Annotated in this window: 15 protein-coding genes; 8 read left to right on the forward strand and 7 right to left on the reverse strand. The window is 63.7% G+C overall.

The window, feature by feature from the left end; translation table 11 throughout:
- The first annotated feature begins 78 nt into the window (after positions 1–78).
- Complete coding sequence (locus tag N5P29_RS08055; protein ID WP_315973382.1) at positions 79–513, forward strand: (deoxy)nucleoside triphosphate pyrophosphohydrolase; 435 nt, start codon at positions 79–81, stop codon at positions 511–513.
- Positions 514–530: 17 nt separating this feature from the next.
- Here N5P29_RS08055 and N5P29_RS08060 read toward each other — a convergent pair whose 3' ends face one another.
- A complete protein-coding gene (locus N5P29_RS08060) occupies positions 531–1,625 on the reverse strand; it encodes an Rv2578c family radical SAM protein (protein ID WP_262278079.1) in 1,095 nt (364 codons plus the stop codon).
- 92 nt (positions 1,626–1,717) lie between these two features.
- On the opposite strand from N5P29_RS08060, the gene pcp reads away from it, so the two are divergent.
- A complete protein-coding gene (gene pcp, locus N5P29_RS08065) occupies positions 1,718–2,359 on the forward strand; it encodes a pyroglutamyl-peptidase I (RefSeq protein WP_262278080.1) in 642 nt (213 codons plus the stop codon).
- Here the strand turns inward: pcp and N5P29_RS08070 are convergent.
- Positions 2,356–2,985, reverse strand: a complete 630-nt coding sequence (locus N5P29_RS08070; protein ID WP_262278081.1) for an SIMPL domain-containing protein — start codon at positions 2,983–2,985, stop codon at positions 2,356–2,358. The genes pcp and N5P29_RS08070 overlap by 4 nt on opposite strands.
- Positions 2,986–2,987: 2 nt before the next feature.
- Entirely contained in the window at positions 2,988–3,434 is a 447-nt protein-coding gene (locus N5P29_RS08075; RefSeq protein ID WP_262278082.1) for a hypothetical protein, read from the reverse strand.
- A 99-nt stretch (positions 3,435–3,533) separates the two neighbouring features.
- On the opposite strand from N5P29_RS08075, the gene N5P29_RS08080 reads away from it, so the two are divergent.
- The 4 genes from N5P29_RS08080 to N5P29_RS08095 all read left to right on the forward strand — a co-directional run bounded on the left by N5P29_RS08080 (position 3,534) and on the right by N5P29_RS08095 (position 9,299).
- Positions 3,534–4,478 carry an LppM family (lipo)protein gene (locus tag N5P29_RS08080; RefSeq protein ID WP_262278083.1) on the forward strand — a complete coding sequence of 315 codons (945 nt, stop codon included), beginning with the start codon at positions 3,534–3,536 and terminating at the stop codon, positions 4,476–4,478.
- 169 nt (positions 4,479–4,647) lie between these two features.
- Positions 4,648–5,709 carry a phenylalanine--tRNA ligase subunit alpha gene (gene pheS / locus N5P29_RS08085; RefSeq protein WP_144663073.1) on the forward strand — a complete coding sequence of 354 codons (1,062 nt, stop codon included), beginning with the start codon at positions 4,648–4,650 and terminating at the stop codon, positions 5,707–5,709.
- 2 nt (positions 5,710–5,711) lie between these two features.
- Positions 5,712–8,255 carry a phenylalanine--tRNA ligase subunit beta gene (gene pheT / locus N5P29_RS08090; RefSeq protein ID WP_262278084.1) on the forward strand — a complete coding sequence of 848 codons (2,544 nt, stop codon included), beginning with the start codon at positions 5,712–5,714 and terminating at the stop codon, positions 8,253–8,255.
- 177 nt (positions 8,256–8,432) lie between these two features.
- Positions 8,433–9,299, forward strand: a complete 867-nt coding sequence (locus tag N5P29_RS08095; RefSeq protein WP_262278085.1) for a trypsin-like serine peptidase — start codon at positions 8,433–8,435, stop codon at positions 9,297–9,299.
- Positions 9,300–9,373: 74 nt separating this feature from the next.
- On the opposite strand, the gene N5P29_RS08100 is transcribed toward N5P29_RS08095, so the two are convergent.
- Complete coding sequence (locus N5P29_RS08100) at positions 9,374–10,297, reverse strand: hypothetical protein (RefSeq protein ID WP_262278086.1); 924 nt, start codon at positions 10,295–10,297, stop codon at positions 9,374–9,376.
- A 189-nt stretch (positions 10,298–10,486) separates the two neighbouring features.
- On the opposite strand from N5P29_RS08100, the gene N5P29_RS08105 reads away from it, so the two are divergent.
- Positions 10,487–11,470, forward strand: a complete 984-nt coding sequence (locus N5P29_RS08105; protein ID WP_262278087.1) for an Lrp/AsnC family transcriptional regulator — start codon at positions 10,487–10,489, stop codon at positions 11,468–11,470.
- A 53-nt stretch (positions 11,471–11,523) separates the two neighbouring features.
- Positions 11,524–12,210, forward strand: coding sequence for a 4'-phosphopantetheinyl transferase family protein (locus N5P29_RS08110; protein ID WP_262278088.1), 687 nt, complete (start codon positions 11,524–11,526; stop codon positions 12,208–12,210).
- On the opposite strand, the gene N5P29_RS08115 is transcribed toward N5P29_RS08110, so the two are convergent.
- The 3 genes from N5P29_RS08115 to N5P29_RS08125 form a co-directional block, all read right to left on the reverse strand.
- Complete coding sequence (locus N5P29_RS08115; RefSeq protein ID WP_262278089.1) at positions 12,155–13,495, reverse strand: M1 family metallopeptidase; 1,341 nt, start codon at positions 13,493–13,495, stop codon at positions 12,155–12,157. The genes N5P29_RS08110 and N5P29_RS08115 overlap by 56 nt on opposite strands.
- Before the next feature lie 11 nt (positions 13,496–13,506).
- Positions 13,507–17,463 (reverse strand): Pls/PosA family non-ribosomal peptide synthetase, encoded by a 3,957-nt coding sequence (locus N5P29_RS08120; protein ID WP_262278090.1) that lies wholly within the window; start codon positions 17,461–17,463, stop codon positions 13,507–13,509.
- Positions 17,464–17,582: 119 nt separating this feature from the next.
- Positions 17,583–18,548, reverse strand: a complete 966-nt coding sequence (locus N5P29_RS08125; RefSeq protein ID WP_262278091.1) for a quinone oxidoreductase family protein — start codon at positions 18,546–18,548, stop codon at positions 17,583–17,585.
- Positions 18,549–18,620: the final 72 nt, after the last annotated feature.

Below are 18,620 nucleotides of genomic sequence, written 5' to 3' on the forward strand. Positions count from 1 at the left end.
TAACAAGTCTAGTTCGCTGCTTGGACCAGGGGTTACCCCTGTAACCATGCCTCTGTGGTCGCCCCATAGACTGTTCCGGTGACTGCAGTGATAAACGTCGTTGGTGCGGCTATTGTCGACTCGTTGGACGCGCCAGGAAGATTGCTGGTTGCCCGTCGTACGGCCCCACCCCAATTTGCGGGCATGTGGGAATTCCCAGGCGGCAAGGTTGAACCAGGTGAAACGCCGGAAGCGGCGCTGCACCGCGAACTCGCGGAGGAGCTGGGAATCGAGGTTCAGCTCGGCCCGGAGCTGGAATCGGGGAGCGTGGCAGGCTGGGTCCTCAATAAGCGCGCCTGCATGCGCGTGTGGTTCGCTGAAATAACAGCCGGCCGGCCTGTGGCGCTCGAAGACCACGACGAACTGCGCTGGGTCACACTGGTCGACGACGAGGAGTCCCTGGCTCTTCCGTGGATTCCTGCGGACCTTCCCATCGTCCGGGCATTGCTGGAGCGGGTATCCGCGCCGGCCTGAGAGCCGGACGGCGGAACCTAGAAAAGAGACTCTTGTCCGGGCAGGGGAGCGGCTGCTGCCCCGGCCGGTGACGCTGCCTGTGCCGCTGTGTACCGCGCATTGCGGTGGCTGAATCCGGAACTACCCGTGAAGCCGTACTTGGCCTTGAAGTAATTGGTCCTGCCCGACAACCACGCACGGTATTCCTTGGAGGCATACCAGCCATTGCCGTAGAGGCGCCGGTACTTGCCCACCAGCTCCGGGTGTTCGGCAGCAAGCCACTTCATGTACCACTCGCGGGTGCCGGGCTTCAGGTACAGGGCGCCGGCAGAGACTCCGGTAGCTCCAGCCTGGGCCAACCCTGCGAAAAGGGAGTCGAGGGCTTCGTCTGAATCAGTGAGCCAGGGGAGGACGGGCATCGCCATGACGCCGCACCCCAGGCCCGCCTCCCGGAGGCGGGCAATGAGCTTCAGGCGCGCCTTGGGGGAGGGCGTTCCCGGCTCGATCAGGGCAGCGAGGTCCTGGTTGGTCATGGCCAGCGAAATCCCGAGATCCACCGGAACCATGGTGGCGGCATGCTTCAGCAGGGGGATGTCCCTGGCCAACAACGTGCCTTTGGTCAAGATGGAGAACGGTGTGCCCGAATCTGCAAGGGCCCGGATGATGTCTGGCATCAAGGCGTAGCGGCCTTCGGCCCGTTGATAAGGGTCCGTGTTGGTGCCGAGGGCTACCTGGTGGCGTCCCCAGGAGGGCTTGGCAAGTTCCTTGCGGAGTACCTCGGCTGCGTTGATCTTGACGACCACCTGCGAGTCGAAGTCCCGGCCGGCGTCGAATTCCAGATAAGTGTGGCTTTTGCGTGCGAAGCAGTAGACGCAGGCATGGCTGCATCCGCGATAGGGATTGACCGTCCACTCGAACGGCATGTTTGAACCGGAAGGCACCTTGTTGAGCACTGACTTTGCGGTGACCTCATGGAAGGTGACTCCGGAGAATTCGGGTGTAGAGACGGAACGCACAAGCCCGGCCAGGGGCAGCAAGGCGTCCATTGCCGGGGCAGGGCCTGGAGCCGGGCTGCCAGCCGTTTCAGGGGCCGGTTCCCGGGTCGGTGCAATTGCTTGTGCGTCCCATCTCATGCCCTCTATTCGAATGTATGTTCGAATCAATGTCAAGGCCTCCGAATCCGCATGCCCCGGGGTTGAGGGTAAGGCGTTGCTATGGTTGGCCCATGATTCTGCTCACGGGCTTCGAACCGTTCGGCCGGGAAACCGTCAACCCCTCCTGGCTCGCCGTCCAGCGCGCCCGCCAGATGCTACTCGCTGAGGGGCTCGCCGTTGAAGCCCTGGAGCTGCCATGCGTATTTGGCGAATCGGTATCGGTTCTCGATGACGCCCTATCCCGTTTCAACCCGGATGTAGTGGTGTCCGTGGGCTTGGCAGGGGGCCGGGACCGGATATCGCTTGAACGCGTGGCCATCAACTGCGATGACGCGAGGATTCCGGATAACAAGGGCCAGCGGCCCATAGACGAAGAAGTCATCCCCGGGGGACCGGCGGCATACTTCTCCAGTCTGCCCATCAAGGCCGCGCTCAGGAATCTCCAGATTGCCGGTATCAGGGGCGAAATCTCCCAGACGGCCGGTACCTACGTCTGCAACCACCTCTTCTACGGCCTGATGCATTCGTTGGCGAACCGGTCCGGCGTCCGGGGTGGCTTCATTCACGTTCCCTATGCTCCGGAGCAGGTACCCCCTGGCGGCTCGGCCCCTTCAATGCCGCTTGACGTCACCGCCCAAGGGATTGCGGTGGTTGTCAGGACTTCGCTTAACACACAGGTCGATTCCAAGCTGGGGGCAGGGGCCATCCACTAGATCAGTTCCCATTGCACGGTGACACTGGCCGAGACAGCAGACTCACCCGCCTCAACCGGCAGCGCCTCGGCGGCGAAAGAGGCGCGGACCATTCCGCCCATGGGAATGTGGGCGCCTTGAACCGGTTGCTGGGAGATGGAGACCACGGAACCCAGCCGGGCAGAGGCAAGACGCGCGTACTGTTCGGCACGGGCCACGGCGTCCCGCCATGCCGCTTCCTGCGCCTGTGCTGTGACAGCCGAAGGGTCGGCCATGCCCTGCTCCAGCCCAGTGATCCGTATGTCATCGCCACCGGCGGCTACCGCCGCTGCGATGGCGGCCGGCGCCTCAGCGTGGGTACGTATTCCGACGTGCAAGGTGGTGGAGGCAACATAAGCCGTCACCTTCTGGCCCTGCCCTTCTGCCCACACGAGGTCGGCGCGCAGGTTCAAGCCACTCGTTCGCAGTTCGGCGTCTGCGACCCCCGCACCGCGTAAAGCTGAGGCGACGGCGGCGGCGGACTTGCCGGCGTCGTCATATGCTTTCGCTGCGGTCTCTCGACGGGTTTCGACGCCGAGAGTCAACGTCACCAGGTCCGGAACCGCCGTTGCGGTTCCGGTTCCGGTCACTGTGATGGTTCGTTCCATGCCTAAGCCTCCATTCGATGGTCGGTCTGCCAATGCTGCCCGCGGTTGGGCGACTCAACGTATCCGCCTGCCTCCAGCCCGGCCTGGCGCTCGAAGAAGTTCGCCCTTCCAGGGTTCCCGGTGCGGACCATGGACCAGCAGGCCGCTGCTCCATAGAGGGCGAAGAAGGGCAGGCCCAGGCAGTACGCGTACTGGGTGCTGTGGCGTTCTTCGTGTCCCAGGAGCACTGGGTCGCTTCCCGCAATACCGTGCGGTGCCCGGTACAGGATGACGTTCCCCACTGTAAAAGCGCCGGCGAAAGGAAGCTTCCAGCTGTACCCGGCTGCTATCAGGAGGCCTCGCGGTCCCTTCGAGAGCGTGGAGCGGGAGGCGAGGGCCACCGCCAGGCCCAGAGGTGTGGTCAGATTCAGCACGTTGGCTGCCTGCCGCAGGCGTTGACCGGGTGTCATGAAGCCATGCTAGCCCCGTTGCGTGTGGCGGGGGCCGGCAGACGGGGATACGCTGTTGCAGCACTCACTCGTGCAGGTGATGGATGGGGGAAAGAAGAAATGAACGTCAAACGCGCCGTGGGCGTGATCGGTGTGCTGATAGCCGTGATGGTGGCCTTGACCGGATGCGTCAAGCTCAACATGTCGGTGAAGGTCAACAACGAAAAAAGTGTCGACTATGAGGTCGTCTACGCTATCCAGAAGTCCGTTCTGGGCGACAAGTCCTTCGACGAATTCATGAAGTCCAACGGCAGCGGCAGCCAGGAAATGGATATTCCTGAGGGTGCCACTGTTGTGGACTACGAAGACGACAAGTACAAGGGCAAACGGATCACGGCAGTGAACCTCGACCCGGCCAAGCTGGCCGAGTCGTCCAGCTCGGAGAACCCTTTTGACCTGAAAAGAGACGGCGACTTCTACATCATGTCGATGGGAAGCGTCACAGGCACCGATGCCAGTGATCCCCAGGCCGCCAGCATGGCCAAGTCAATGTTCGACGAAGCCTCCGTCAAGTTCACCTTCCCCGGGAAGGTAGTGGAGGCCAAGGGCGCAGTTGTCGACGGCAACACGGCGACTTTTGACATGCTCTCGATCAACGAAACGGCAGTGCAGGTGAAGGCCGAGGCCAACCCCGGCATTCCCATGTGGATCATCTGGCCCCTGGTGGCTGTCCTGGTGGTCGCCGCGGCGTTGGTCCTGCTGTTCGTGCTGTTGCGGAGGAATTCCTCCCGCAAGTCGCCGGCGCTCGCAGGTGCCGCACCCAACGGCCAGGTCTGGAACGGCCAGCCCCAGCAGGGCTATGCAGGCCAGCCGGCTTACCCTGCTCAGCAGCAGGGTTACGCCGCGTCCCAGCCGCCGGTCGGGCCTTCAGCCCAACCGCCGCAGCAGGACTGGGCAGGCCAGGGCTACAGGCCAGGAACACAGCAGGCGCCCCAGGCAGGCGCTGCGCACGACGACGGCCACGTACCTCCGCCGCCCGCCGCGCCACCGGCATCGGGGGCCTAGGAGCGCAGGCGTGTTGCCGCCGTCGAACTCCTGTCGTTCGGCGGTTAAAACACGCCGGTGCGCTTCAACTAGACTGAAGGGTAGTGCCAGCCGTCCGCGGTGAGCACTACCCTTTCGTTTTGCAGGCCTGCCTTGCCGGCCGCTCCCAACTCGTAGCTAAGAACAGTAGATGACTGACACTTTGCCAGGCGCCGCCATCCCGAATCCGCTGGATGAGGCCGCCATCAACGCCGCCGTCGAGGACGCCATCGCCGCTATTGGGGCAGCTTCCTCCCTTGATGAACTCAAGGCTGTCCGCCTTGCCCACACGGGCGAGAAGTCGCCCCTGAGCCTTGCCAACCGCGAAATCGGTGGCCTGGCCAAGGAGCACAAGGCGGCCGCCGGTAAGCTCATGGGCTCCTCGCGCGGCAGGGTTAACCAGGCGCTCGCCGCCAGGACCCAGGTGCTTGAAGCAGAGAATGACGCCCGCATCCTGATCGAGGAAACGGTTGATGTCACCGCGGCCCCGCGTCGGCGTCGTGCCGGTGCGCGCCACCCGCTGTCCACCCTGCAGGACCGGGTGTCGGACATCTTCGTCGGCATGGGCTGGGAAATCGCCGAGGGCCCGGAAGTCGAATCCGAGTGGTTCAACTTCGATGCCTTGAACTTCAAGCCGGACCACCCGGCACGTGAAATGCAGGACACTTTCTTCGTGGAGCCCCCGGAGGCGCACCTGCTCATGCGCACCCACACCTCCCCGGTGCAGGTCCGTTCGATGCTGGAGCGCGAGGTGCCCATCTACGTGCTGTGCCCGGGCAAGGTGTTCCGCACCGACGAGCTCGATGCCACCCACACGCCGGTCTTCCACCAGTTCGAGGGCCTGGCCATCGACAAGAACCTCAGCATGGCCGACCTCCGCGGCACCCTGGAACACTTCGCCCGCCAGATGTTCGGTGATGAAGCGTCCATCCGCCTGCGGCCCAACTACTTCCCATTCACGGAGCCCTCTGCTGAGCTGGACATCTGGCACCCCGGTGCCAAGGGCGGTCCGCGGTGGATCGAGTGGGGTGGCTGCGGCATGGTCAACCCCAACGTCCTCCGTGCTGCCGGCATTGACCCGGACGTCTATTCAGGATTTGCCTTCGGCATGGGCATTGAGCGCACGCTCATGTTCCGCAACGAAGTTGGCGACATGCGCGACATGATCGAAGGCGATGTACGTTTCAGCGAGCACTTCGGGATGGAGATCTAACAGTGCGTATCCCACTTTCCTGGCTGCGTGAATTTGCGCAGGTACCGGCCGAAGCAACGGCCGAAGACGTCATGGCGGACCTGGTCAAGGTCGGGTTCGAAGAGGAAGACGTTCACCGTCCCACGGACGAGCTCAAGGGTCCGATCGTTGTTGGCCAGGTCCTGAGCCTGGTCAAGGAACCGCAAAGCAACGGCAAGACCATCAACTGGTGCCAGGTCCGCGTTGTTCCGGAAGGACAGGAGCAGACCCTCACCGGCAAGGGAATCGACCCCTCGGGTGTGCAGGGCATTATTTGTGGTGCCCACAACTTCGTTGAAGGCGACAAGGTAGTAGTTACCCTCCCTGGTGCTGTCCTGCCCGGAAACTTCCAGATCTCCGCCCGGAAGACCTATGGACACCTGTCCGCGGGAATGATCGCTTCCGTCCGCGAGCTGGGCATCGGCGATGACCACGACGGTATCCTCGTCCTTTCCCGCATCGGACTTGACCCGGAAGTCGGGACTGACGCGATGGAACTGCTGGGTCTCTACGACCAAGCGGCCGAAATCAACGTCACCCCGGACCGAGGCTACGCGTTCTCCATCCGCGGCGTTGCCCGTGAGTACGCCCACGCCACTGGAACGTCCTTCGTGGACCCCGCGTCGAAGGTGAACGCCCCTGCCTCCCTCCAGGGTGGCTACGGAGTGAAGCTCAACGACGACGCGCCCATCTACGGCAAGCCTGGCTGCGACCGCTTTGTTGCCCGCACCGTGCGGGGCGTGGATGCTTCCCGTCCGACCCCGCCGTGGATGTCCTCGCGCCTTCGCCTCGCGGGCGTGCGGAGCATCTCGCTGCCCGTGGATATCTCCAACTACGTCATGTTGGAACTCGGCCAGCCGAACCACTGTTACGACCTCGACAAGCTGTCGGGCGACATCGTGGTCCGCCGCGCTGTCGCAGGGGAGAAGATCACTACCCTCGACGACAAGGAACGTACGCTCGACGTCGAGGACCTGCTGATCACAGATGACTCCGGTGCCATCGGCATTGCCGGTGTCATGGGCGGTGCGCACACGGAGGTGTCCGATGCCACTACGAACATCCTGGTGGAAGCGGCGCACTTTGATGAAGTGTCCATTGCCCGCTCCCGCCGTCGACACAAGCTGCCGTCCGAAGCGTCCAAGCGATTCGAGCGTGGCGTTGACTGGCACGTTGCCAACATTGCCGCGCAGCGCGTGGTCGATCTCCTGGTGGAGCTCGCCGGTGGAACAGCGGACCAGGCCGGAACCGACGTCGGGACCGCGCCTGACGCCGTCGTCATCGACCTGCCTGCAGGTTTCGCCTCAGCGCGGATCGGTATCGACTTCACTGAAGAGCAGATCACCACCTCCCTGGAGGACCTGGGGGCCGTCGTGGAGAAGACCGCTACCGGATACCGCGTCACCGCCCCCAGCTGGCGCAACGACCTTGAAACCAAGGAAGACCTCTCCGAGGAAATCGCGCGCCTCGTCGGTTATGACAACATTCCGGCGACCTTGCCGGTGGCTCCTCCGGGGCGTGGCTTGAGCCGCACGCAGCAGCAGAAGCGTCGCGTAGTGCAGGCGCTTGCTGATGCCGGTCTGACCGAGGTGCTGTCCTACCCGTTCGTCACCAAGGCTGCCAATGACACATTTGGCGTGGCGGAGGAAGGCGCGCCGCGTCCTGCGCTGAAGCTCGCCAACCCGATCAGCGAGGAACACGGCTACCTCCGCACGTCCATCCTGCCGGGCCTTATTGAGGTCGCCCGCCGGAACCACTCGCGCGGATTCCGCGATCTGGCGCTCTATGAAGCCGGTTCGGTGTTCCTTCCTGGTGACAAGCTCGGAACCGAATCCATCCCGCCGCTGGGCGTCAAGCCCAGCGATGAGGTTCTGGATGCGCTGTACGACGGCGTTCCTCACCAGCCGCTGCACATCGGCGCTGTCCTCACCGGCCATGACTCTCCGGCTGCGGCCACGCACAAGCCGCGCGCCTGGGATTGGGCGGACGCTGTTGATGTCGCCAGGCTGATCGCCGACGTCCTTGGTGTCGAACTGGTTGTCAGCCAAGGCAGCCACCAGGCGTTCCACCCCGGGCGTGCCGCCCGGCTCGCGCTGCGCAATGGCGACGTCGTTGGTTATGCAGGAGAACTCCACCCCAAGCTCCTGGCTTCGCATGACATGCCGGCCCGTTCCGTGGCTGTCGAGGTCAACGTTGAGGCGTTGTTCGAAGCTGCCGCCGATGTGATTGTCGCCAAGCACATCTCCGGGTTCCCGGTGGCAACCCAGGACGTTGCCTTGGTGGTTCCGCAGGACGTGCCTGCTGACCAGGTTCTGTCTGCGCTCCGGGAAGGCGCCGGGGAGCTGCTCGAGGACGTTGCGTTGTTCGATGTCTACGTTGGTCCGGGCATCGACGACGGTCAGAAGTCGTTGGCCTTCGGCCTGCGCTTCCGTGCGAACGACCGGACGCTGACGGCTGACGAGGCATCCGAAGCCCGCGCCGCCGCCGTGGCCGTGGCGGCTGACCGCTTTGGCGCCGTCCAGCGCTAGTATCCTTCCTGTAAGACCCCGGGACTTCGGTCCCGGGGTTTTCTTTTTAACGAGATTCGACTCCCAACATCTTGACAGACTATTCACGGCTGTATGACAGTTTTGTCATACACATGTGAAACATGTGTATCACATCCCTCGCGCGGCTCCACGAGAGCTGCTCTTTGAAAGGTACCCATGAAAAAGCAGAAGCTTGCTGTGCTTGTCGGGGCTGCGGTTGTGGCCCTGACATCCTCGCTGACCGGGGCAGCCGTAGCGTCAGAGCCGACGACTACAGTGGCCAACTCCGGTTTCCAGCCGGTGTCGCATGCCGTGGACAAGACACAGACGTCCGGTTCCGCGGCCTCTCCACTGGCCGACAGGTACAGCCTTGCAATGCCCTCCAAGATTGGCGGCGCGTCCACGGACTCAGTCATCGGCGCTGATGGCAGGGTCCGGATCACTGACACCACGGCTGCACCAAACCGCTCCATCGTGCAGATCGAATTCAATGGTGGATACATCTGTTCCGGGGCGCTCATCTCGGCTGACACGGTGTTGACCGCTGGCCACTGCGTGCATGAAGGCGGCACCGGCTCGACGGCCGACTACTCCTGGGGCGTCAAGGTCGCGCCCGGACGCAACGGGGCAACAGACCCCTACGGCAGCTGTGGGGCCAGCAAGATCTACACCGACCAGCGCTGGATCGATTCGGCCAACACCAACGCGGACTGGGGCGTCATCAAACTCGACTGCACGGTGGGCAACACCACCGGTTGGTTGACCTACGCTGGCACCACCGCCAGCCTGAACGGAACAAGCGCCACGGTCAGGGGATATCCCGGCGACAAGGCCTTCGGCACCATGTGGTCGATGACCGGAACCATCGACAGCACGCAGACCGAGAAGGTGTTCTACAAGATGGACACGTACGGTGGCCAGAGCGGTGCGCCCGTCTACAACAGCAGCAACACCATCGTGGCCATCCACACCAACGGCGGCAGCTCGAATTCGGGAACCCGCATCACGCCGACCTTGGCGAACTACCTGACATCAGTGAAGTAGCCCGGCTGGGTTAATCCGCGTGCGCAGTGTTCCCCGCATTCGAAATGCTGCGGGGAACACTGGCATTACGACGGTCATCTGCGCAGTGTGCTGTTGACCAGGCCGATGAGCACCGCAGTCCACCAGCAGGCCTGTGAGATCCCCGCCGTCACCATGAGCCGGATCTTCAGTCGCCTGCCGAGGCCCACATATCTCGTTCCCGGGGCCTGGGTGAACAGTTGGCGGAGCACGGGGTGCATGAACACGCCATTTAGCATCAGGACAAGGACGCACACAAGCTTGACCCAGGTGAGCGGGCTGCCGGGATCGGGCCTGATCAATGCCCCGGATAACAGCAGTAGTGCCAGTCCTCCCCAAATCAGCGGTTTGGCCGCTGACTCCAGTGTGGCCGCCGCCTGCAGCGGGGTTTTTCCGAGGAGCCAAAGGAGACCAAGCCAGTCGACCACCAGGATGGCTCCGAAGGCCGCCACCAGCGACAGAATATGCACGGCGAGACCGATGCGCTGAATATCGGGACCGAAGTCAAAGGTGTAGCCAACCAATAGGGAGTCGGTCCAGGCCAAGGAGCAAAGGAGTGCAGGCAACAAGGGGTTGAACGCTGGTTGCCTCTTGTACCGTACCTCCGATGCAGCCGCCACCTCAGCTTGGTTTTCACGCCAGTTCAGGAATCCGGTGGGGCCGATCGTGGGTTCAAGTTGTACGGTGTGGTCGTACTTCCGCTGGGCGTCGGCGACGAAGAAGGCATCTGTAGTCACGCGTACGGTCCTAACGATCTTGTCCTCATTGAAGAAGACAAACAAAGCCGGTGAGGTCGTATGGACTTCCCGGCTTTCGGGTGCCTGACCGAAGGCTTGCTCTATTGCGTCGTCAGTTCCAGCCCCGGTGACAAAGCCCACGTGGTCCCACGCGAAATCCGTGACATCACTGAGCCTTAATGTGGTCCCGGTGTTGGCAGCTTCAAGAACAACCGCGTTGAGTAGCCTGTCTGTTTCGAGCAATTCGCATGCCTTCTGTTCAACCAAGTGGTGCGTCAACCAAGTGGTGCGCAGAACGCACACCATCTATACATGTGTGCCAGTTCGACGTTCGTGACGCGTGATGGCCGATCTCAAGGGTTTGGGGCCCAAACAAGGGAGAGTCATAATTGGTGTGCCCCACTACGGGGAAGCTGAGGCAGGTGGCAAGCGGTGCGGGACATCGAATTCGATGAGCGTGATCTGCGGTTGCTGCACGCCCTGCAAGTACGGCCGCGCGCCCCGTGGACCGCGTTGTCCTCCATCGTCGGAGCGGATGCAGTCACCTTGGCCCGACGATGGGCTGTTCTCCAGGACACCGGCCTGGCGTGGATGACGTCCTATCGGGGCGAGGGGGCCAGGTCCGTAGGAGCGGTGGTCGAGATCAGCTGCATCCCCTCGACGTTGGCGGGCATTGTCAATGACTTGGCCCGGGAGCGGGTGGTCATCACCATCGACCAGACGGCCGGAAGCCGGGACCTGGTGTTGTGCGTGTTGTGTGCCTCGGAAGCCGAGCTGACAGCGTTTCTCCTGGAAAGACTGCCCAACTTTGCAGGTATCACGAGCACCCGGACCCACCGGATTATCCGGATTCTCACGGATGCGCAGAATTGGCGGCTGAAGTCGCTGCACGAGAACGAAGTCAGGGCCTTGGAACGGGCTGTGCCTCCGCCGCACGCCGGTAAGTCCTTGGTTCCGGACTCCGTGGAGGACGACCTTACGCGCATTCTCCTCATCGACGGGCGCGCCCCGGTTTCTGACCTGGCGCAGTGGCTCCGCATCAGCCCAGCGCGGGCCAAGGGTGCATTGTCGAACATCCTGGGCGCCCAGCGGGTGGTGGTGCGGCTTGATATAGCGCGCACTTTCTCGCCGTGGCCGGTCAGCGTCTGGTATTTCCTGCGGGTGCCCCCTGCAAAAATCGCTGCTGTGGCGGCGGCCCTGGCAGGCCTCGACGCGGCGCGGCTCGTTGCGACGACAGGCGGTCAGTATTCCTTGCTGTTGTCGGTGTGGCTCAGGCGCGTCGAGGACATGGCCGCACTGGAGCGGCAATTGGGCGAGCGCTTGCCCTCCGTTGAGATCGGGGACCGGTCCATAGTTCTCCGTACGCCCAAGCACATGGGCAAGCGCTTGTATCCGGATGGCAGGAGGATAGTCTGAAGCCGGTCCAGTCCAGAAGCGTCCGGCGTGGAGGAGAGCTGCAAAGGAGCTCCGTGGGAAACCCCGTGCTGGAGTTGCGCAAGCTCAGCGACGTGCCCCTTCCGGCAATCATTCCCGCGGAGCTGGGCGAACCCGCCCGCCAGCGAGCCCTGCATTTCGCCAACCCGGCAGCCCGGGACGGTTTCGTCGCCGGCAGGATCGCGCTCCAGCAGTTCGCGGCCTCGCTCCTTGATGTCGACTCCATTCGGCTCACACCCGATTACCGCTGCCCCCAGTGCGGTCCTGGCCAGGACCACGGCAGGCCCGGTTTCATGCTCGACGGCGGTCCCGCACCTTTGGCTCTCAGCGCCTCCCGGGCGTCGGGCTGGGTGCTGCTGGCCGGCGTCGTACATCCTCCGCAAGGTTTCCTGCTGGGAGTGGACCTTGAAGTGGTCGGTGCCACGGATTTCGCGGGCTTCAACGACGTCGCCCTGACGGAACAGGAGAAAGAATTCCTGGGCGCAATCCCCGGCGCCCAGCAGAGTCGGCAACGCGCCAGTCTCTGGGCACGCAAGGAGGCCTGGCTGAAGATGACAGGGGAGGGCCTGCGTCGAAACCCCACGGATGTGGATGTGCTGGAGAGAGACGGATTATCGGATTTGGACTTGTCAGCCCACGACGAGATGGACCTGGTGGGGGCGATCGCTACCGGTTGGACGGGGGCATTGCAGGCAGCGGACCCTCGTACAACCACGGGTTGAGGATTCCGGCGGCGTCGAGGCCGGGAATGAACGCGTCCGCTGCTGCAATGAACGACTCCGTGGACACCGACCCGTGCCGGTTCCCGGCTGTCCAATGCTGCAGGAAAGCGAAGAACGCCTCATCCCCGGCAGCCATGCGTAGGGCATGAACAGCCAGAGCCCCCCGCTTGTAGACCCTGTCATCGAACATGAGTTCAGGCCCCGGGTCCCCGACCAGAAGGTCCTGGGCCCCGGCGTCGAGCTTCTTCCATGCAGCCGTAGCGCGCGCGGCAACAGTCATGGTCCCGGATTCCTCGGACCACAGCCATTCGGCGTAGCAGGCGAATCCCTCGTGCAGCCAGATGTCTTTCCAGTTGCTGGCCGTCAGCGAATTCCCGAACCACTGATGGGAAAGCTCATGGGCGATGAGCCGCTGCGATTCCCAGGCCTCCTTCATGTGGTTCCGCCCGAAAATGGAGACCGTCTGGGCTTCCAGTGGAATTTCCAGCTCGTCCTCCGTCACCACTGACGTGTAGTCGGTGAACGGGTACGGACCGAAGCAATCTTCGAAGGTCTTCATCATGTCCGGCTGGCGTCGCAGGCCTTCCAAGGCATCCCCCGCCATCTCGGCTGTGACAGCGACAAACTGGGGAACCCGGTGATGGTTATCCTCTGCCCGGAGTGGAATCTTGATGTACCGGCCGATTTGAACCGTGGCAAGGTACGTTGCCATGGGCTCAACCTGCTCGTAGACCCAGGTTTCACGGCTGGACTTGCGGCTGTGGGAGACGAGCTTGCCGTTGCAGACCGGCCGGTAGTTATCGTCGGTAGTTACGGAGATGAGGAAGGTGGACTTGTAACGTGGGTGGTCATTGCAGGGAAACCAGGATGCCGCGCCGTTCGGCTGGCCGGCGACCAGCACGCCGTCGTTCAGTTCTTCCCAGCCAACATCTCCCCACAGCCCGCGGCGCGGTTGCGGATTTCCCTCATAGCGGATCTCCAGCGTGAACTGTTGTCCGGGTTTGATCGAGGACGTCGGGGTGAGTACCAAATGCTCGGCCCTGTGGCTGAATTTCTGCAGTTTCCTGCCGTCCAGCTGGATCTTGGATGCCCGCAATCCCACGAGGTCCAGGACCACCTGGTTGGTCGCCTCAAGAGCCGTGCAGTGCAGGACAGCCCTGCCGATCAGCTTGTTGCTGCCAAGCCTGACGTCGAGGTCCAGCTCATACCGGTCCACCCGGTAGCCCGTGCTGCCGTGATCCAGGGTGTAGGGGTCGGTACTGGGGGTGCTGGTGGGTGCAGTCATTAGCTCCCAATCTACTTGAGGCGGGGTGCTTCTGCTGTCGGACCCACCCAAGGGCTCACCGGGTTGCCCATCCAGTACGTCCCCGCCGGGACGGTCTCGCCGCGCATCACCAACGACGCCGGTCCAACAGTTCCGCCGTCGCCGATGCTGGCGGCAGGAAGGATGACGCCGTGCGGGCCCATCGTTGCCCCGTTGCCTAGCGTCACCGTGTCCAGGCTCATGACGCGGTCGTGGAACAGGTGGGTTTGGACGACACAACCCCGGTTGACGGTGGAGTTCTCGCCGAGCGTTACGAGGTCGGCTTCGGGGAGCCAGTAGCTCTCGCACCAGGTCCCGCGTCCAATCTTGGCGCCGAGCCCCCGCAGCCACCACACCAAGGCTGGTGTCCCGGCGGCAGAGCGGGCAAACCACGGCGCACTGACCATTTCGATGAAGGTGTCCACCACCTCGTTGCGCCAGATGAAGGAGCTCCACAAGGGGTGTTCGCCGGATCGAATGGTTCCCACCAACACCCACTTGGCCACCACCGAACTCAGTGCTGCCACGCCGCCTGCGGCCAGCATCACCACGCCGCCCAGGAGGGCAGCGATCCAATAACCCCATCCACGTGCGATCCAGTCCAGGACCACCATCACAGCCACCGCAATGGCCACCGTAAGGATGACCGGTACCAAACGGCAAAGCTCCCAGAGCGCACGGGCCAGCTTCAGTTTCAAGGGCGGCTGGAAAGTGCGGCTCTGGTCGGCGTCGACGGCGGTGCGGCGCAGACGGACCGGTGGACTGCCCAGCCAGGACGTTCCGGACTTTGCCTTGGCTGGCGTGGCAGAGAGCACCGCCACGAGGGAATTCTTTGGAACGTTGCGGCCTGCGGCTGTCATGCCGGAGTTCCCCAGGAACGAGCGCTTACCGATCTTGGCAGGTGCGATCTTCATCCAGCCGCCGCCGAGTTCGTATGAGGCCACCATGGTGTCGTCGGCAAGGAAGGCACCTTCTCCAATGGTGGTCATCCGGGGGACCAGGAGAACGGTTGAGGCCTCGACGTTCTTGCCCACTTTGGCACCCAGCAGACGGAGCCAAACCGGCGTGAACAGGCTGGCGTAGATCGGAAACAGGAGGTCACGTGCCATGTCCAGCAACCGCTCGGTAGCCCATACCTGCCAGCCGACCCTGCTGCGGACCCGGTAGTAGCCCTCCTTCAGGCCCAAGCCCAGGAGCCGCGCCACAAGAAGGACCAGCAGGAGGTTGCCCAGGAACCAGGCCAGTGCCGCCAAAGGCACGGACAGGGCAATCTGCGGGACTGCAGTTTCCAGGGAATCATGCCCCCGGATGAAAGCCAGGATCACCAGGGCGCCTGCGAAGGCTGAGACATAGGGGATCAGGGACAGCATGGCCGAGGCAGCCGCAAAAGCGAACAGCCACAATCGATCGACTGCGGAACGGCGCGCCGGGGTCCCGGGCCAGTCGTGCTTCGCCTTGCCCCTCCTTTGGGCAGGTGAACCCGCTACCAAATGTCCCGCTTTGACCTTGCCGAAAACAGCGGAGCCGGGCTCTACGTGGGCCCCGGCGCCGATGGTTGCCCCGGGCATGAGCGTGCTTCGCGATCCCACCACCGCGCCCGCTCCCACGTGGACATGGCCGATATGGACCCAATCGCCGTCCACCCACCAGCCGGAAAGGTCCACTTCCGGCTCAATGTTGGCCCCGTTTCCCAAGGACAGGAGGCCGGTGACGGGCGGCAAGGAGTGCAGGTGCACATCCTTTCCGATCCGTGCGCCGAGTGCCCGGGCGTAGTAGGGGACGAACGGGGCGCTGGCCAGGCCAATGGCACCTGAAAGATCCTGGATCTGTTCGGCAAGCCACAGCCGAAGGTGGGTCTTGCCGGAACGGGGGTAGGTTCCCGGCTGGATTCTTCCGAGCAGGATCCGGGCTGCCAGCACGGAGATTGCCATTCGGCCCAAGGGACTGACGAAGACCAGCCAGGAGAGCCCGATCCACCACCAGGGCACCACAGGGGCCGCAGAGAACCCGGCAAAGGCGGCGAGCAAGTTGTTGGCCGCCATGAGATAGGTGAGCCACCGCATCCCCACGAGGATGTGCAACGGCACTCCCATGAGTATCTGGAAGACCTGCGACTTCAAGGCCGTGGGGCGGACGGTGCGCTCGGCAGCGGGACCCGGCGCTCCGCCGTCGGGCAGTGATTGCCGGGCGGCGTCGATCAGGGCGCCGACGCGCGGTGTCGCGTAGATGTCCGCCACCGTAATCGTGGGATAACGAAGACGAAGAGCCGAGACGAGCTGGGCCGCGGCCAGGGAGCCGCCGCCATAGGCGAAGAAGTCGGCATCGAGGGACGAAACAGGACTGCCCAGGACGGCCTCCCACTGCTCAACTATCCAGCGGGCGTCATCGGGCAGGTTCAACGGAGCCTTGCCGGCATCGGCGGCCGCGGACCCCGGCAGCGGCCAGGGGAGCGCGTGGCGGTCTACCTTGCCGCTGGTCTTGGTAGGCAACGAATCCACCACCGTCAGCAGGGGAATCAGGGCTGCAGGCAGACTGTCGGCGAGCATCGTTCGAGCATCATCCAAATTGAGCTCCACACCCTCGGCGGGGGCCAGGTAACCCACCAGGATCTGGTTGCCGGCAGCTGTGGTCTGAACGGCAGCGGCAGCGCCCGCCACCCCCGGCAAGGATTGGAGCGCTGCATCAACCTCGCCCAGCTCAATCCGGCGTCCACCGAGCTTCACCTGTTCATCGGCCCGGCCCATGAAGATCAGGCCCTCAGCTTCGTAACGTACCAAGTCTCCGGACCGATAAGCGCGGTCCCAGGCCAGCGTGGGCATGGGAGCGTACTTCTCAGCGTCCTTGGCCGGATCCAGGTAGCGGGCGAGGCCGACGCCGCCGATGATCAGTTCGCCGACTTCGCCTTCTTCCACCGGGACGCCGTCGGAATCGACGACGGCGAGGTCCCAACCATCAAGCGGCAGGCCGATCCGGACGGGGCCGGGTCCGCCCAGGGGAGCGGCACAAGCCACAACGGTGGCTTCTGTTGGTCCGTACGTGTTCCACACTTCGCGACCATCGACGGCGAGCCGCTCGGCCAGCTCGGGCGGGCAGGCTTCGCCGCCGAAGATGAGCAGGCGGACGTTTTCCAACGCCTCGGCCGGCCACAGGGCCGCAAGGGTGGGCACAGTGGACACCACTGTGATGCCGTGGTTGATGAGCCACGGTCCGAGGTCCATGCCGGTCCGCACCAGCGCACGGGGAGCGGGCACGAGGCATGCGCCGTGGCGCCAGGCGAGCCACATTTCTTCGCAGGAGGCGTCAAAAGCCACCGACAGGCCCGCGAGCACCCGGTCCTGTGGCCCAATGGGTTCGGCCTGCAGGAAAATCCGGGCTTCTGCGTCGACGAAGGCGGCTGAGGACCGATGCTTGACGGCCACGCCCTTGGGCGTACCGGTGGAGCCAGAGGTGAAGATGATCCACGAATCGTCATCCAGGCCCGGCTTGCTGGACCCGGCAACGGGTTCCTGCGCAGTTTCGGAAAGGCGGACGTCGAGTCCTGCACCAATGACAACTGCCACCTTGGCTTCGCCAAAGACCAGACGGGCCCGTTCGTCGGGATCGTCAGCGTCCACAGGTACATAGGCGGCTCCTGCCATGAGGATGCCCAGGATGGCGATGTAGAGCTCGTTGGTTCCGGACGGAATGCGGACACCGATTTTCGCGCCGCGTCCCAGCCCGGCCGCGTTCAGCGTGCGCGCGAAGGACTTCACCGAGGCGAGCAATTCGGTGTAACTCAGTGACTTGTGCCCATCGTCCAGGGCTGAGGACTCCGGGAAGGACGCCGCAGTGGCTTCCAGGATGTCCACGAGGGTACGTTCGGCAGGTGCTGCAGTGCCGCCCGGCAACTGCGGGCGGTAGGTAGTCAGGGCAGGCGGCTGCCCGGCCCCCACGGGATGTTCTGTGCTCACAGGGTCAGCTTTTCCCAGGAAGGTGAACAAAAGGTGTCGGTGGTTTCCTTCCCGTCATGGTCCCTTGTTCTGCTGTTGGCCTTTGAGTCACCACGAGTTTGGGGAGCCGGGCGCTGATCTTAGGGCACCAGCAGGACTTTGCCGGTGGTGCGCCGGCCCTCCAGATCACGGTGTGCTTGGGCAGCCTCAGCCAAGGGGTACGTGGCGCCCACCCTTACTGAAAGGGTGCCGTTTGCCGCGGCGTCGAAAATTTCGGTGGAGCGCCACCGGCGTTCCTGGGCGTTCTGAACGAAGTGCGCCATGGTCGGCCGGGTCAGGGTCAGCGATCCGGCTGCGTTCAGCCGCTGCGGGTCAAAGGGCGGTACGGGCCCCGAAGCGGCGCCGAAAAGCACCATGGCGCCGCGGATCCGCAGGCTCTTCAAGGACTCATCGAACGTGTCCTTTCCGACGCCGTCGTACACCACGTTGACGCCCTCGCCGTCGGTAAGTTCGCGGACTTTGTCCGCGAAGCCTTCATAGCGCAGGACCTCATCGGCGCCTGCCAGGGTGGACAGATCGGCTTTCTCATCACTGGAGACAGTGGTGATGACGCGGGCTCCGCGTGCCTTCAGCAGTTGGGTCAACAGCAGGCCCACACCGCCGGCTCCAGCGTGCAGAAGTACTGTGTGGCCGGGCTCCACCCGGAACGAGGAATTCATCAGGTAGTGCGCCGTGATTCCCTGCAGTGGCAGGGCGGCTGCTGTGTGGTCGTCGACGCCGGCAGGTACCGGAAGCGCTTTGGCCGCCTCCACGAAGGCGTACTCCGCGTACGTCTTGGTCCCTTCAGCCGTGGCAACGCGGTCTCCCACGGCGAATTCTTCAACACCTTCACCGACCGCCTCCACGACGCCTGCTGCTTCGGCGCCGGGAGTGAAGGGGTAGTCCACTTTGTAGGTGCCGTTGCGCTGGTAGGTTTCGATGAAGTTGACTCCGGTGGCTGCGACTTTGATCAGCAGCTGTCCGGGGCCCGGGGCCGGTAATTCGACGGAAGCGTACTCAAGGACCTCGGGTCCTCCGGCTTGCTGTGCAACGATTGCGTGCGTCATGGTGGCTCCTTACTCCGGGGCGGTCCTTCCGGTGCCCGGTTCCAGAATCCATCCTAGGGAGGTTGGGACCTT

It is taken from the genome of Paenarthrobacter sp. JL.01a, assembly GCF_025452095.1.
Taxonomy (GTDB): Bacteria; Actinomycetota; Actinomycetes; order Actinomycetales; family Micrococcaceae; genus Arthrobacter.

Coding starts and splice junctions, on each gene's coding strand:
- pcp (WP_262278080.1), top strand. CDS start 1,718: ATGATTCTGCTCACGGGCTTCGAACCGTTCGGCCGGGAAACCGTCAAC.
- N5P29_RS08070 (WP_262278081.1), bottom strand. CDS start 2,985: ATGGAACGAACCATCACAGTGACCGGAACCGGAACCGCAACGGCGGTT.
- N5P29_RS08060 (WP_262278079.1), bottom strand. CDS start 1,625: ATGAGATGGGACGCACAAGCAATTGCACCGACCCGGGAACCGGCCCCT.
- N5P29_RS08125 (WP_262278091.1), bottom strand. CDS start 18,548: ATGACGCACGCAATCGTTGCACAGCAAGCCGGAGGACCCGAGGTCCTT.
- pheS (WP_144663073.1), top strand. CDS start 4,648: ATGACTGACACTTTGCCAGGCGCCGCCATCCCGAATCCGCTGGATGAG.
- N5P29_RS08115 (WP_262278089.1), bottom strand. CDS start 13,495: ATGACTGCACCCACCAGCACCCCCAGTACCGACCCCTACACCCTGGAT.
- N5P29_RS08075 (WP_262278082.1), bottom strand. CDS start 3,434: ATGACACCCGGTCAACGCCTGCGGCAGGCAGCCAACGTGCTGAATCTG.
- N5P29_RS08095 (WP_262278085.1), top strand. CDS start 8,433: ATGAAAAAGCAGAAGCTTGCTGTGCTTGTCGGGGCTGCGGTTGTGGCC.
- N5P29_RS08080 (WP_262278083.1), top strand. CDS start 3,534: ATGAACGTCAAACGCGCCGTGGGCGTGATCGGTGTGCTGATAGCCGTG.